We start from the raw sequence: 14,669 nt of genomic DNA on the forward strand, positions 1-14,669 counted from the left end.
ATGTGGGAGATCTATTCCATCGGGGATTCGGCATTTTTAGAGCAGGTCCTGAACGCTGTCGCGATGATAACTGGTACAGGCGACTTTACTTCAATGGTTCGCATTGGCTTGCTCATTGGGGTATTGATGGTCTCTGTTCAGGCCTTAATGCAAGGCGGTCGTGGGATTAACTTTCAACACGTTTTAGTCTCATGGCTAGTCTTTGCAACCATGTTTGGACCCAGTACCCGAGTGAGCATTGAGGATGCGTACACGGGACAAGTTCGAGTGGTTGATAATGTGCCCATCGGTGTTGCTGCCGCAGGTAGTACGATTTCGACTGTTGGCTTTCAAATCACGCGATTGTTTGAAACGGCGTTCTCAACTCCCGCCATGACGGAATACGGCTTTGCATCCAGTTTACAGTCACTGATTAAAGTGAGAAAACAGGTGATGGATCGCTCTGGTTTGGGTGATGCAAATCGTGTCGCCGGTTCGGACATCGAGCAATCGTGGTTTAACTACATCAAAGAGTGCACCTTGATTGGTATCGACATTGGCCAAAAGAATCTAGATCAGGTGCTGAGTGATCCTAACCCGATGACTGCGATTAGGTTTGATTCGCGCATTTATGGCACTCGAATCATGCTCAGTGGTAGCAGTAGCGATCTGGACTGCACCGACGCTTACAGCCAACTGAAACTCATGACAGAATCAACCTTCATTCCAAGGCTTAAACAGGTTCTGTCGGCCTCATTGGGGACTTCGTCAGCAACGGACACTGATGACGTGATCCGAAATGCACTGAATAATCTTGGTTTGGCTTCGGTTAACACCCAAGAGTACATGAGCGCGTCAGTGCTTTTGCCTATTTATGAGCAAAGCGTGACGGGCAAGTATATGGATGATCAAGCTTTCACCGCAGCCGTTATGGTTAACCAAGCGATTGAGCAGCGCAATACGCAATGGGCGGCGGAGCAGACCTTGTTCCAAAGTATCGTTCGTCCGATGATGACGTTTTTTGAGGGTTTCATTTACGCCATCACCCCATTGATGGCCTTTGTGATAGCCCTTGGCCAAATCGGGATGCGAATGGCCGGGAAGTACTTGTTAATCCTGCTTTGGATTCAACTTTGGATGCCTGTCATGGCCATCATTAACCTGTATATTCATTTAACCGTTGCAGGGAAAATGTCGGCTCTTGATGCCTTTGCAGGTACAGAAGTGCCATCTTTTGCTGGGATGATGCAGATGGATTCAGTGCTGCAAACCTGGATAGCTACTGGTGGCATGTTGGCGTCGAGTGTTCCGGCTATTTCGCTCATGCTCGTTTATGGCTCAGCAATAACCGCTACCCACTTGGCTGGGCGTCTTCAAAACGGTGATGCCATTGATGAAAAGCTGGCTAGTCCAGATGTCGCGAAAAATGCCCCGGTAATGCAATCACAGTCAATGTTCCAAAATTCAGCCCTTACGGGTTCTGCTATGACCGGCGCGTCAAACCTACTAAGCAGTTTCTCTGTCGGAAACGCAGTGGGGTCAATGGTCGGCTCTGCAAAAGAATCCATGACTCAGGCAACTCAAGCCTTTAGCCGTCAGGTTGGCAATACCATGAGTCGAACTTTTGGTGAAAAGCTAAGTTACGACAATCTATCTTCAGTTGGACGTCAAATCGGTTCTTCTAATTCCGCATCTAGCGCCGTTGTTAATCAGGTCACTGATGATCTTCAAACACGGTATGGTTTCGGAGACGATAAAAAAGACGCTGTACGTGGCTTGGTATCGGGCGTGCTATCGGGAGGCCTAAGGGTCGGTGGCGATGGAACTATTACTAATCCCGGTGAGAAAGAAGTTGCTGATAAGGGCTTTCTTGGAAGGCTTCTTGGTACTGGCGGCAATGATTCTCCACAGGGCAACTTGCCAGGAGTCGATAAGCCAGACTCATCTCGTGTACCAAAACTATCAAGGGTACGAGCAGGCTTGGATTTAGGTGGTAACTTTAGTGGCCAAGTTGAGTCATCAGAGGGCAGTTCTCGATCTACGACCGCAAATACGCTCACTGGGGAGATGCAAAGCTTGGCATCAAGTGATTCACGACGTGCTGAGTTTCGCGATGCGATGGTTAAGGACCTTTCAGATTCAAGACGCTCTGGCGTTGAGATGTCGTTGTCTAATCAAGACTATCAGTCACTTCAGAGTTCAGCACAAGACGTTATCACGGCATCAAACCGCTTTAGTGAGCTTGATCAGGCCAGCTACAGTCTATCAGGACAAAGGAACACGGATGGTGCGACGTTAACTCGATTAGCAGCGGATAATCCTGAAGTCATGGATTATTTAGGTCGCTATATGAACCAGCATGTTGAAGCAGGTAACCGATTACGTGAAAACCTTCCAATGTATCAGCGCTTGCTACCTGATGATAATCAGGCGTATGTGGCCGCAGCTATGGAGTCTTTAACCTATAGCAACTCCTCGACGCCCGCTGAACGAGACAATGACTATCAAGCAGCAATGACTGTTATGGCCATGGCTACCGGAGCCGATTTACGATCTATTCAGCCACGCTCTAATGAAAGCTTGTCATCAACTGCACCTACTTTTGGTGGCACTCAAAGCCAAGTTGAATCCGGTGTTCTGGGAGGCTATGGGGATGCTGCAACAGTTCAAACGCAGTTCAATTCGGCTCAATCCGCTTACCAAACCAATCTTTCTGGTGTAGATGGACAGCTGAATGCGCATCAGCAACAAGCCCAGCAGGCCGTAGCTTCTGACACAAGTACCTATCAATCTGGACTAAACAGTGAAGCTGGCTCTCAGTGGCGATCTCGCATTATGGCTGATGATAGCGGAGTCTCTGGTGCTGAAATGTTCTTCAACAGCGCCAGTGCTATTGGTGATTTCAGTGGTAAGCATACTGATGCAGCACTGCATACCTTGAATCATTTTGGCGAAGACTATGAGAGTTACAAGGAGAAAGCCCTTGCAGAACCTGGCTCACGAGGTTTCTTGCACAATGCAACGGTGGCCAGCAAATCAACCTGGGATGGGTTAAAAGCAGCCGTTGATGCCGGAACCTCTTTGGAAAATCCTTTGACGGCGTTTAATGATGCATACAGTGGATCGAGTTCGCAGTATGCCTCCGAAGTTAACTGGGGCACTAAGTCTGAAGCCATGTTGGCTGGGGCATTCGGTGCGGCAGTTAACAATCGATACGGTGAGTTTTTAGAACAGTACGCCGATGATTTTAAACAGGAAGCATACAGCGAAGGGCAGAGAATGGGATTGACCCCGATTCAAAGTCAAGTGTTCGCTCAAGCTTTCAATGAAGGTTTGGCGGGGCGCGTATTCAACTCTGAAGACTCATCGAGTTGGTCGCCTGAAATGCTAGGTCTAAGGGAGCAAATGCTAAATGAGTATCGTCAAAAGGATGAGAGTGGCGCTTACATTTCTGACAGTGTGTCCGAAGAAGATAAAGCATTTGTGGATAAGCAGATAGCGGTGATCTCAAATGCATCGCTTGCGGGAGATTATGCTCAGAACAACTTGATCGATATTAGGGCTTATAACCAGGCATCAGGAAGGAACTGAAAATAGAAGGTAGCCAGCTTGTGGTTGGCTGGCTATTTTTTTGGCTTTTTGGGATACCTTGGATAAAAGCCATCAAAAAACGAATGGAGCTTATACCAATACCATTTTTCTTCAATGCTCAAAGTTCTACCCGAATCTTTAACTTGGCTAATCAAGAATCTAATTCCAGTGCAAATAGCTAAGAAAAAGAGTCCCAAGCCAACAATTGTCCAACTCGCTTGCCAATATGCGATTGCTAAAAGCATAGTGGTGATGGTTATAAGTCCGATAGGACTAGCAGTTGCTTTAAATCCCAGGTAGCTGAAAAAAAACATGGTGCAGAACAGAAATGGCAAAGCCGCGAACTTGGCAGATGCCGTTAATATTTCTGATGGAAAAAAATGAGCCGCAGCCAAAGTCGCCAGAAAAAGCCCCAGTGATATAACCCAGCAGCGTGCTGGTAAAGATTTAAGTAAGTTTGTCATCTTAGTACTCTCAAAGTACACGGGCGGTGCACAATCAAATCATGCATCAGCATGTTAGTTCTCAAAAAGTGCTCTAGTGGTTTGCTCGGCCATAATCTCGCACACAGGACATTTAAGCTGAATGCGCTGTTGAGATACCGTCAAATACAGACTGCCGCATCGACACCGGTGTAAGGATGCTAGCTGTGATCTTAAATCACGAGCTAGAACCCAACCTTCATTAATGGTTAGTTTTTTCCAGGGGATCTCAGATGGAAGATCTGCTTCTTCCCTTGCAACCAAGTACGCATCGTAAGCCTTCATCAAAGCATCAATATTTAATTGCTTGTAGACATTATCACCACCAATATTGACATAAAGCGCCATCAGCAGGGAGCCTTCAACTAGGGCTCTTCTGCTTTTAACAATGGCATCAGATTCTGGTAATTGACCAGGACAAGGTGACTTGCCAGTCACTTCTTTGTGCAGCCTTCTGATAATGTGGATTGGCAAACCAGTATCGAGCGCGATGATCGTTGTTCGAAATCCGTATTTAATAAGCAGTGAGGCTCGGGTAAACAGCTCACTTTTGGACAGGTTATCAATCATGCATCCCCCTTGTTGTTTAGGGTTGATAATAAATAAGCGATTCTTGGGATACCTGTGCCTTTGCTCTTCACCATCTCAATCAGTTGGCTTTGGTTACCCCTTGGTTGAAACAGCATGAATGATGAGGTCGCCACTCGTTGCAGGTCGTCAACACCGGCATTAATCAGTGCATCCACCACATCGCGTGTAAGTCCAAAGCGCAAGACAGCCTCTTGCGGATCAATGCGCGCTAATTCGCGTGCTGCGTGCAGGTACGCCAAATTTAATTGATAGAAGTCTTGTTGATTGGTTGTCATTGACGGACCTCCAGTTCATGTAAAATATTGCGATAGATAGAAAGCACTCTTTGCCCATACCAGCGTGCACGCTCTTCGTTCCAACTGTGATAGCGGCCTATGCCAAGCTCTAAATCATTTGGTGAAGACTTGATTGCTTCGGCCAAAATACTGGAGCCGACCGTAAGGTTTGTGATGGGGTCTAGCAGTTCCGCTGCTGAGCTCACCCGATGCCCATGCCAATGCAAATTGATTTGCATAAGGCCAATATCGAGCTGATATTTTTCAGTCTCTTGCAGTGCTTGGTTTAACAGTTTCTCTGCTTCTGTCTTAGATTTGGCGTAGGTTGCGTTTGAACCATTGCGAATTGCGTATGGCCATGGACTGGTCATGTTGAGACCACGATGTGAGGCCGACTCAGCCAAGGCAACGGCGTAGAGCATGACTGGATCAATACCAACGCTTTGTGCTGCTTTTTCCCACTGATAGCCCGGAAACGCATAGACTGAAGTGCTTGCGGACATGGCTATCACTAGGGCAATGGTTTTTGATTTAATCGTTTTCATTTTTGTCCTCTAATTGATTTCCGAGAAGCGCCTGAATGGCTTTCGGGCTTATTCTTTTCAAAGGCACTGCGATAAAGTCGGTGATGCCTCTTGTATAAACTTGTGCTGCTTTTGACCAGTCGCCCACGGCAACCGGCGCTTGCATATCAAATCCTTTTTGCTGGTTCTGATGGTCTGCAATACCTTGTAATAGCCTTGGGTATTCACCCACTTCGTCCCGCAACAAGTAAGCCTGGTAGCGTGTTAAAAACTCTTTTTGTTTAAAGGGGTATTCCCTGTCATCTACCTTGCAGAGTTCAACCCATCCCCCCATGTCTGAAATAACGCGGTGAATAAGCGCATCGTCAAACATCACGGATGTCCAAGCGCCAACCTGACGAACAGCCTTGTCAACTTTGTTCCAAGCAACCATGGCTCTTGAACCCGAGTTACCATCGATATGCTTGATGACGTCAGCGGGCTTTGGAAAAAATTGCCCAGTATCCGGTGATTGAATATGCCGAGTCAGACCGATTCGCACTTCTTCAATGCTATAAGCACGAAGGGCTTCAAATGCGATGGATAGCAATTGTGGTGATACGCTTTTGCCATACATGGCCCAAGCAGCTCCCCAAACTTCAGCAAACTCGCGTTTATCAACCTCCTGCACTTGAACGAACCTCCCGAATACCTGGTCCGGCCCAGCTTTCAGCAATGCGGCGATTGCTTTCTTCAATGTTCAACTGGTGATTGCTGCCCTTTAGGCTCGTCGATGATTGCTGTACTTCATCAATGCGAACGTACTCGTCTTCCCATTGGCGGTTTAAAAGCCAGTTATGTGGCATAGGGGTCTTAGTCCGATCTTGATACTGCAATCGGTTGTCTCGTTGCTCTTTCCAGCGTGTTAGCACTTCCAAGGCGAGTTCATGGTCTTCATTGAGGCCCATGCGTAGCCATTCTTCTTTGGCTTTCGCTTTTTTTTCTTTGCGTATTTGTACATCCCAGAAGTCTTCAAACTGTATGTGGTCAACAGTTTTAACTGTTGGTTTATTGCTTCTCTCAGAGTCATCCGACCGTTGAGAGTCCCTTACCGGGTTGCCATCAGGCATAAACAATGATGAAAATTCTTCTGGTAGCCGAGCTTGAAAAGCGGCAAGAGATTTCAAAAGCGATGCCATACCAATGAAGTCGGCAGGTACATCTTTAAGCAACCGAAAGGCTGCTTTACCTTGGTTCGGGTTTTCGATTGGGTTGTGCTTCAGAAAGCTCCGAATCAAAGTCCAACCGGATTCCTCGCAACGAATGAGGAACTGATCTTGTTCTAACTCCTTTAGAGCCTTGGCAACCTGTTGCTCATCCCAGTTCAAGTCAGAAGCAACGTAACCAATCGGCAGTCGAAAGCAGCCAAGCAAATTACAATGTGGGCATGTAAGCAAATACAGTCCTAGCAACTTCGCTGAGTCACTCCAGGACAAAACGTTTTGCTTTAGCCAAAAGCGGGTATAGACCTTGCCATAGTCACGCATGGAGGAACTCGCTTTTGTGTTTACGTAAAATGCTGACCATTATTTGCCCTTAATCCTACTGGTTACTGGCTTTCAGCTCGCTTGGGCATTCGGGATAGATGTCCGGTCTTAACTGAGATCGGGTTACCTGTCCTTGCGTAGCTTGTTCGATGGGTAAAACGAATTCAGCGGGAACACGCCCTGATTTATTCAACCAAAACCAGACGTTTTGCTGTTTTGAGTTGATGGCTCGTGCTAATGCTGATTGCCCGCCGACCAAGTCAATGGCACGGCGGAGATGTTTTTGTGTCGTGTTGAACACTTCCATACCGTCTCCTGTTACAATAATAACTGTTACAAGATTGAATGTTACAGTTTAAACTGTAGATTAGTCAACAGTTAAAATTGTTGAAAGGCTACAGTTTTATTTGTAGAATACGGGCTTATGAAAACTTTATCCGAACGACTAAACCATGCCTTGCAGCTTACTGGGGTGACTCAGTCTGAGTTGGCTCGTCGCATTGGTATCAAACAGCAGTCGATCAGCCAGATTTGCTCTGGTAAATCGGCTAGGTCTCGTTACACCATGCAGATCGCGGAGGCGCTTCGCGTGAATGCTCATTGGCTCGCCACAGGTGATGGCGAGATTGGCTTGGGGGTCGGTAATGTAGAAGTCGGGCCTGACATTAAGGGAAGAATTCCTCTCATTAACTGGGTTCAGGCCGGTGATTGGACTGAAATAGCGGAGGGATTTGCCCATGAAGATGCTGAGGAGTGGCGTGAAGTCACTGGGAAAGCACATGAGGGTTGTTTCGCACTTCGCGTAAAAGGCGACAGTATGGAAAATCCAAACGGAAAAAAATCCATACCTGAGGGGGCAGTGATCGTTGTTGATCCTGAGTTACCTTATTCTTCAGGTTCATTGGTTGTTGCGCGTTTGGATGATTCGAAAGAAGCAACCTTTAAGCAGTTAGTTATTGATGGTGAACAGAAGTACCTAAAACCTTTGAACCCGCAATACCCTGCAATACCGATCAACGGCAACTGCACCATCATCGGTGTAGTACGACAAGCTATCATCGATTTCTGGTAGCGAAGGAATTTGTGGTTTAGCCACAGTTGTTCATGAGCTGAAGAAGCAACGATTGCAAACAGCTACAACTGAGCATTGGCGCACGCTGAGAGTAAATGATAGCCGATTAGATAACCATTGATTGTTTATAAAGTCAAGATCAGCGAAAATAGCGGCCAATTACGATTAACACGACGGATTTGACAAGCGAAGAACTGAAAAGAGAGTACTTCCAAAAGTGTGTACAAATCCGTGTACAAACTAAAAGAATTTATACATGGCAAACCAAGATTTTCTCAATGAAATCAATAAGCGAAGGACCTTTGCTATCATCTCTCACCCCGATGCAGGTAAAACCACGATCACTGAAAAAGTATTACTTTTCGGACACGCAATTCAACGTGCGGGAACGGTAAAAGGTCGCGGTTCTAACCAGCATGCCAAATCAGACTGGATGGAAATGGAAAAGCAGCGTGGTATCTCAATCACCACCTCTGTGATGCAATTTCCTTATAATGATTGTTTAGTGAACTTGTTAGATACCCCAGGACACGAAGACTTCTCGGAAGATACTTATCGTACATTAACCGCCGTTGACTGCTGCTTAATGGTCATCGACTCCGGTAAAGGGGTTGAGGATCGTACTCGTAAGCTGATGGAAGTTACTCGTCTGCGCGATACGCCAATTCTGACCTTTATGAACAAATTGGACCGTGATATTCGCGACCCAATGGAGCTGTTAGATGAAGTGGAAAATGAGCTGAAAATTGCTTGTTGCCCAATCACATGGCCGATTGGCTGCGGTAAATTATTCAAAGGTGTTTACCACTTACTACGTGACGAAACCATTTTGTACCAAACAGGTCAAGGTCACACAATTCAAGAAGTTCGCATCGTTAAAGGGTTAAATAACCCTGAATTAGACGCGGCTGTTGGTGATGAGTTAGCTTCTCAGCTTCGTGAAGAGCTGGAGCTAGTTCAAGGGGCTTCCCATGAATTTGACCACGATGCATTCTTAGCGGGCGAACTGACCCCTGTATTTTTTGGTACCGCCTTAGGTAACTTCGGTGTGGATCATATGCTTGATGGTCTCGTTGAGTGGGCACCTGCACCTCAGGCACGTAAAACTGATGTGCGTGAAGTTGAAGCCACAGAAGAAAAATTCACTGGGTTTGTATTCAAAATTCAGGCGAATATGGATCCAAAACACCGTGACCGTGTTGCGTTTATGCGTATCGTCTCGGGTACCTATGAAAAAGGGATGAAACTGCGCCAAGTTCGCATTAAGAAAGACGTGGTGATTTCTGATGCACTGACCTTTATGGCGGGTGACCGTTCTCAAGTTGAGAATGCTTATGCAGGGGATATTATTGGTTTACATAACCACGGTACTATCCAAATTGGGGATACTTTCACGCAAGGTGAAGAGCTGAAATTTACAGGGATCCCGAACTTTGCACCTGAATTATTCCGTCGTATTCGTCTGCGTGATCCGCTGAAGCAGAAGCAGCTACTGAAAGGTTTGGTGCAGTTATCCGAAGAGGGGGCTGTGCAGGTTTTCCGTCCATTAATCAATAATGACTTGATTGTGGGCGCGGTAGGGGTGCTCCAGTTCGACGTGGTGGTTTCTCGCTTGAAGAGCGAATATAACGTTGAAGCGATTTATGAAGCGGTTAACGTTTCTACTGCTCGCTGGGTTGAATGCGATGACGTGAAGAAATTCGAAGAATTTAAGCGCAAAAATGAGCAAAACTTAGCCTTAGATGGTGGTGATAACTTATCGTATATTGCACCGACAATGGTTAATTTGAATTTAACCAGCGAACGTTATCCTGAAGTGAGATTCCGCAAAACACGCGAACACTAATCATTATCTCTAATTAATGTGTTTATATTTAAATGGTCAACCGAGTTGGCCATTTTTGTTATTTATTCTATTAATTATTAATATTTTCAATGCTATAACTAATCGAATCAGTATTTTTTCGCGATGAGCATGCTGCTATGATGGCGGTGGGTGCTTGGATCATTTTGGTTCAAGCAAACTATTGGTTTAAGTGAATAATAAGTTGTGAGGCCAAAAAGACGAAAGCCCCGAGTTTCATTAACAGTAACTCGAGGCAGTCTCCAACCTAGACAATTGGATTCTGTCTCCTTTTTGTACAGGAGTCAAGAGGAATGACCAAGTTTGCTCTTATCGGGCTAATGACCGTGTGCGCCACGGTATTGTGCCTTTCACTGCTGCTGCGGGACCGACTTTGTTCGGTTAACGTTGTGAGTGGAAACACAATGGTTCAAGCTACTCTGTTATGCGTTGAGTAGTCTGGTGGGGGAGCGATCCCCCACATTTCTCTCTGATTGCGGGTTAGGTGGTACAGGCACCCTTTTTCTGTTTTTCTCATTGATAGGTATTAGACAATTATTTCTTAATTTCTTATTTAAATCATCCAATTAAGAGCATTTCTCTCAAAACTGAAAATTACCTTGAGTCATACTCTAGAAGATAAGTTATTTGGCTTTATTTTTACCTGTTTTTTACTTAGGCTATGACATTGTTAGTTTATTAATCATACCAAGAGGAAGGTTCCAATGAAAAAGATCGCCGTTTTACGTTCTTTAGGTGTCATTGGATTGAGCTGGGCACTTTTTGCTTGTAGCTCATCATCTGATAGCGCCTTGAAAAAACAAGCTTCAGAAACTTGGGACAGCGCAGCTAAAACTGTTGAAATGGCAGGAAAAGATACAGGTAATGCCATCTCTAGTGGTGTGAAAAGCACCGATACCTATATTGATGATTCGTCCATTACTGCGGATATTAAAAGCAAACTCTTAGGTACCAGTGGGCTCCCAAGTAATAGTGTGTCGGTGAAAACTGTTCAGGGTGTGGTTTACCTCTCTGGTTTTCTCAAATCTAGCGAGCAGATAAATCAAGTTGTACAGATTGCATCGACCGCGAAAGGGGTAAAATCAGTACAGAATGGTTTAGTTCTGACGAACAAGTAATTTCTTTTAAATGGGCTTTCAGCCGAAAGCTCATTTTACTATTTGCTCTCCCTGAGAAAAGCGGTTTAATGAGAATCATTTAATTTAATCATATTTATAATGGGATTGATTAAATACACGTCAATATAGAGAAAGGGTTACTATGGGAAAGCATGTTCCAGTCACTTTAGGCACGATTGAGCCACTCGCGTTTTCTGATGAAATTAACGGAAGAAAAACTGCCCTTATCTGCGAAGGTGGCGGTCAGCGTGGTATTTTTACGGCCGGTGTATTGGATGAATTTCTGATAGAAAACTTTAACCCTTTTGATTTGATGATAGGGACGTCTGCGGGTGCCCAAAATTTATCCGCTTATATTTGTGGTCAAGCCGGATATGCCCGCCGAGTTATTACTCGCTATACCACAAATCTTAATTTCTTTAACCCACTGCGATTTATTCGTGGCGGGAACTTAATTGACCTTGATTGGTTAATTGAAACGACGGCGAAAGAGTTTCCACTTAATATGGATGCAGGGCTTGAATTGTTAGATTCTGGTCGTGAATTCTATATGGGAGCCAGTCGTAGCGATGATTTTTCTGCTGCATTTTTACAGCCTGATGCGGATTCTTGGTTGGATATCATTCGTGCTTCCAGCGCCATCCCAGGATTTTATCGAACTGGCGTAGAGTTTAGCGGCGTGCGATACCACGATGGAGGGATAAGCGCAGCGATCCCTGTCGAAGAAGCTTATCGGCGTGGGGCTGATACGATAGTTGTGATCCGTACTGTACCTTCTCAAATGTACTTTACACCTGAGTGGGTAAAACGCATGACACGCTGGCTTGAAGGTGACAATTCGGCGCTGCAACGCATGGCGGCCATGTTAAAAGTTCACTTGAAGAGTTACCGAAAAACCCAGGAATTCATCGAAAATCCACCCGATGGCGTGCAGATTTTTGAAATATACCCACCGACACCACTGAAAAGCAGTGCTTTAGGCAGCAAAATTAGCGCCTTAAACCAAGATTACCATGTCGGACGACGCTGTGGGCGTTACTTTATTGCCGCATTAGCTCAACAGTTTGCGAGTAATGATGCTGATTTCAGTCGATTTTCTAAGAACACCAATTCATTAGAATTGATGCATATGGAGGATCAGCGAGAGTCTTTATTGGCAGGAAAGACGGCCGAGGCAGCAAGTGCTAGCGCCCTGCAAGGCAATCCTGCTCATGAGTGATAATATTCGATTTATTGACACCCACTGTCATTTTGATTTTCCGCCGTTCAGTGAGGCAATTACAGAAAGCCTAGAAACCGCGAAGCAAGGTGGAATTACGGATATTATTATTCCTGCAGTTAGTCAGGATAACTTTCAGCGCATCTGGAATTTAGCGCATGAGTATTCTCAACTCCACGCAGCAATGGGATTTCACCCTCTATATTTAAGCCAGTTTCAAGAATCCCATTTTGAAAAACTGACGGATTTTCTGATGTGTAAAAGCCAGAAGTGCGTGGCGGTAGGAGAGATTGGGCTTGATCTCTATATGGAAGATCCTCAATTTGAAAGGCAGCAAATATTGCTTCAACGCCAGTTGAAGCTAGCTAAGCAGTTTGACTTACCCGTTATTCTGCATTCACGAAAAACCCATGACCAGTTGGTGGCGATGTTACGTCGCTATGAAGTCCCCGCACGTGGTGTCGTGCATGGTTTTGCTGGCAGCCTTTCTCAAGCCGAAAGTTTTGTGAAACTGGGGTATTACATTGGTGTTGGAGGGACAATCACTTATGAACGAGCGAATAAAACCCGCCAAGTGATGGCTCAACTCCCGCTAAGTTGTCTTGTGTTTGAAACCGATGCACCGGATATGCCTGTATCCGGTTTTCAAGGTGAACCTAATCGGCCTGAGCGTATTCAGTGGGTATTTCAATCTTTGTGTGAGCTGCGCCACGAATCTCCGGATGAAATAGCACAACAACTTTACAACAATAGCCGGACGTTATTTAATCTAATTTAGACTATAATTAGTCAATTAATAATTATTCCTTAAGTATTTTATGTATTTATCCGAGTAAATCCATTCAGCTTTTTACCTCTTCGACTATCGCTTTAGTGCCTTTCCAGACTAAACTGATCTTCTATTGTGATTTTCGTCACAATATTTGAATTTATGTTACTTATTGCACTTTGGATTTGTGATGAATGTTGGGGGTTATTAATGATGACTGGTTATAATCATCGAACTAAGATTCGTGGAATCTTGCGAGTTTCTTTATACATTAACCTAGAATTAAGTGAACAGGGATACTTCCATGCAACTCATTTTGAGTATTGTTGGGATGGCGGTGCTTATTGCGATAGCCGTTCTCTTCTCCAGCAATCGTCGCGCAATTAGACTTCGTACAGTCGGCGGTGCTTTTTTAATCCAAGTCGCTATCGGCGCATTCGTTCTTTACTCCCCTGCGGGACGTAGCGTTTTACAAGGCATGTCCGACGGTGTTTCTAAAGTTATCGGTTACGGTCAAGATGGGATGAGTTTCATCTTTGGTGGTCTAGTTTCCGACAAAATGTTTGAATTATTTGGCGGCGGCGGCTTTATTTTTGCTTTCCGTGTATTGCCGATCATCGTCTTCTTCTCATCTCTGATTGCAGTCCTGTATTATCTCGGCATCATGCAACTGGTCATCAAAATTCTAGGTGGTGGTCTGCAAAAGGTACTGGGAACGTCAAGAACCGAATCACTGTCTGCAACCGCGAATATTTTCGTCGGTCAAACTGAAGCGCCTCTGGTTGTTCGTCCCTATATTTCTACCATGACTAACTCTGAGCTGTTTGCCATCATGTGTGGTGGTTTAGCGTCTGTAGCGGGTTCAGTATTAGCGGGTTATGCGCAAATGGGTGTTCCAATGGAATATCTGATTGCGGCATCCTTCATGGCGGCACCGGGTGGATTACTGTTTGCTAAGTTAATGGTTCCTGAAACTGAAGTTGCTAAAGATGATGTGGATGCTAAAGATTTAGTGGCAGAAGAAGATCGCCCAGCGAACATCATCGATGCAGCCGCATCTGGTGCAGCATCCGGTATGCAACTGGCTCTGAACGTGGGGGCAATGTTACTGGCGTTCATCGCATTAATTGCATTAATTAACGGTATTTTAAGTGGCGTGGGTGGCTGGTTTGACTATCCGCAATTATCCCTCGAATTATTACTAGGTTGGGTATTTGCCCCAATCGCATACCTGATTGGTGTGCCGTGGAGCGAAGCGACAATTGCCGGTTCTTTCATCGGGCAAAAAGTGGTTGTAAACGAATTCGTTGCTTTCATGAACTTCGGCGAATATATGAAAGCAGATGCGGATGTGATTGCGGCGGGCAAACAAGTTCTGTCTGATCACACTAAAGCGATTATTTCCTTCGCGCTGTGTGGTTTTGCGAACTTATCTTCTGTGGCAATTTTGCTGGGCGGCTTAGGTGGAATGGCACCAAATCGCCGTAGTGATGTGGCTCGTTTAGGTATGAAAGCTGTTATGGCGGGTACACTCTCTAACTTAATGAGTGCAACGATTGCTGGCTTCTTCTTAACATTAGCTGCAATGACCGCAATGTAATCCCCCTGTTTGTGTAGCGGAAAGGCGATTGGTCTTTCCGCTGTCATTTTCTTCTGCGA

15 protein-coding genes are annotated in these 14,669 nt (G+C 45.3%); 8 read left to right on the plus strand and 7 right to left on the minus strand.

Annotation, left to right across the window (positions count from 1 at the left end; translation table 11 throughout):
* Entirely contained in the window at positions 1 to 3,570 is a 3,570-nt protein-coding gene (locus tag ACY3ZI_RS03305; protein WP_487375977.1) for a conjugal transfer protein TraG N-terminal domain-containing protein, read from the plus strand.
* Between the two features lie 32 nt (positions 3,571 to 3,602).
* On the opposite strand, the gene eexS is transcribed toward ACY3ZI_RS03305, so the two are convergent.
* Genes eexS through ACY3ZI_RS03340 form a run of 7 tightly spaced genes read right to left on the minus strand, consistent with a single transcriptional unit; the run spans position 3,603 to position 7,275 of the window.
* Complete coding sequence (eexS, locus tag ACY3ZI_RS03310; RefSeq protein WP_032194320.1) at positions 3,603 to 4,034, minus strand: entry exclusion protein EexS; 432 nt, start codon at positions 4,032 to 4,034, stop codon at positions 3,603 to 3,605.
* Positions 4,035 to 4,088: 54 nt separating this feature from the next.
* Positions 4,089 to 4,622 (minus strand): FlhC family transcriptional regulator, encoded by a 534-nt coding sequence (locus tag ACY3ZI_RS03315; RefSeq protein ID WP_024008816.1) that lies wholly within the window; start codon positions 4,620 to 4,622, stop codon positions 4,089 to 4,091.
* Complete coding sequence (locus tag ACY3ZI_RS03320; protein WP_000210563.1) at positions 4,619 to 4,918, minus strand: flagellar transcriptional regulator FlhD; 300 nt, start codon at positions 4,916 to 4,918, stop codon at positions 4,619 to 4,621. The genes ACY3ZI_RS03315 and ACY3ZI_RS03320 overlap by 4 nt, the downstream gene beginning before the upstream one ends.
* Positions 4,915 to 5,463: a lytic transglycosylase domain-containing protein gene (locus ACY3ZI_RS03325; RefSeq protein WP_004249402.1), complete on the minus strand. Its 549-nt coding sequence runs from the start codon at positions 5,461 to 5,463 to the stop codon at positions 4,915 to 4,917. The genes ACY3ZI_RS03320 and ACY3ZI_RS03325 overlap by 4 nt, the downstream gene beginning before the upstream one ends.
* Complete coding sequence (locus ACY3ZI_RS03330; RefSeq protein WP_004249403.1) at positions 5,450 to 6,112, minus strand: DUF6475 domain-containing protein; 663 nt, start codon at positions 6,110 to 6,112, stop codon at positions 5,450 to 5,452. The genes ACY3ZI_RS03325 and ACY3ZI_RS03330 overlap by 14 nt, the downstream gene beginning before the upstream one ends.
* Complete coding sequence (locus tag ACY3ZI_RS03335; protein ID WP_025515463.1) at positions 6,099 to 6,968, minus strand: hypothetical protein; 870 nt, start codon at positions 6,966 to 6,968, stop codon at positions 6,099 to 6,101. Before ACY3ZI_RS03335 ends, ACY3ZI_RS03330 begins: the two co-directional genes overlap by 14 nt.
* A gap of 55 nt (positions 6,969 to 7,023) precedes the next feature.
* Positions 7,024 to 7,275 (minus strand): helix-turn-helix domain-containing protein, encoded by a 252-nt coding sequence (locus tag ACY3ZI_RS03340; protein WP_000451746.1) that lies wholly within the window; start codon positions 7,273 to 7,275, stop codon positions 7,024 to 7,026.
* 117 nt (positions 7,276 to 7,392) lie between these two features.
* Here ACY3ZI_RS03340 and ACY3ZI_RS03345 point away from each other — a divergent pair, with 117 nt between their 5' ends.
* From ACY3ZI_RS03345 to ACY3ZI_RS03375, 7 genes are all read left to right on the plus strand, one after another.
* A complete protein-coding gene (locus ACY3ZI_RS03345) occupies positions 7,393 to 8,040 on the plus strand; it encodes a LexA family protein (RefSeq protein WP_222784923.1) in 648 nt (215 codons plus the stop codon).
* 256 nt (positions 8,041 to 8,296) lie between these two features.
* Positions 8,297 to 9,886, plus strand: a complete 1,590-nt coding sequence (prfC, locus tag ACY3ZI_RS03350; RefSeq protein WP_108479204.1) for a peptide chain release factor 3 — start codon at positions 8,297 to 8,299, stop codon at positions 9,884 to 9,886.
* Positions 9,887 to 10,224: 338 nt separating this feature from the next.
* Positions 10,225 to 10,341, plus strand: coding sequence for a Hok/Gef family protein (locus ACY3ZI_RS03355; RefSeq protein WP_224061125.1), 117 nt, complete (start codon positions 10,225 to 10,227; stop codon positions 10,339 to 10,341).
* Positions 10,342 to 10,608: 267 nt separating this feature from the next.
* Positions 10,609 to 11,022 carry a BON domain-containing protein gene (locus ACY3ZI_RS03360; RefSeq protein WP_036950212.1) on the plus strand — a complete coding sequence of 138 codons (414 nt, stop codon included), beginning with the start codon at positions 10,609 to 10,611 and terminating at the stop codon, positions 11,020 to 11,022.
* Between the two features lie 142 nt (positions 11,023 to 11,164).
* Positions 11,165 to 12,241: a patatin-like phospholipase family protein gene (locus tag ACY3ZI_RS03365; protein WP_211886743.1), complete on the plus strand. Its 1,077-nt coding sequence runs from the start codon at positions 11,165 to 11,167 to the stop codon at positions 12,239 to 12,241.
* On the plus strand, positions 12,234 to 13,019 hold the full coding sequence (locus ACY3ZI_RS03370; protein WP_487375978.1) for a TatD family hydrolase: 786 nt from the start codon (positions 12,234 to 12,236) through the stop codon (positions 13,017 to 13,019). The genes ACY3ZI_RS03365 and ACY3ZI_RS03370 overlap by 8 nt, the downstream gene beginning before the upstream one ends.
* A gap of 295 nt (positions 13,020 to 13,314) precedes the next feature.
* Positions 13,315 to 14,610, plus strand: a complete 1,296-nt coding sequence (locus ACY3ZI_RS03375) for a NupC/NupG family nucleoside CNT transporter (RefSeq protein WP_036950218.1) — start codon at positions 13,315 to 13,317, stop codon at positions 14,608 to 14,610.
* Positions 14,611 to 14,669: the final 59 nt, after the last annotated feature.

The organism is Providencia sp. LY12 (assembly GCF_057621555.1).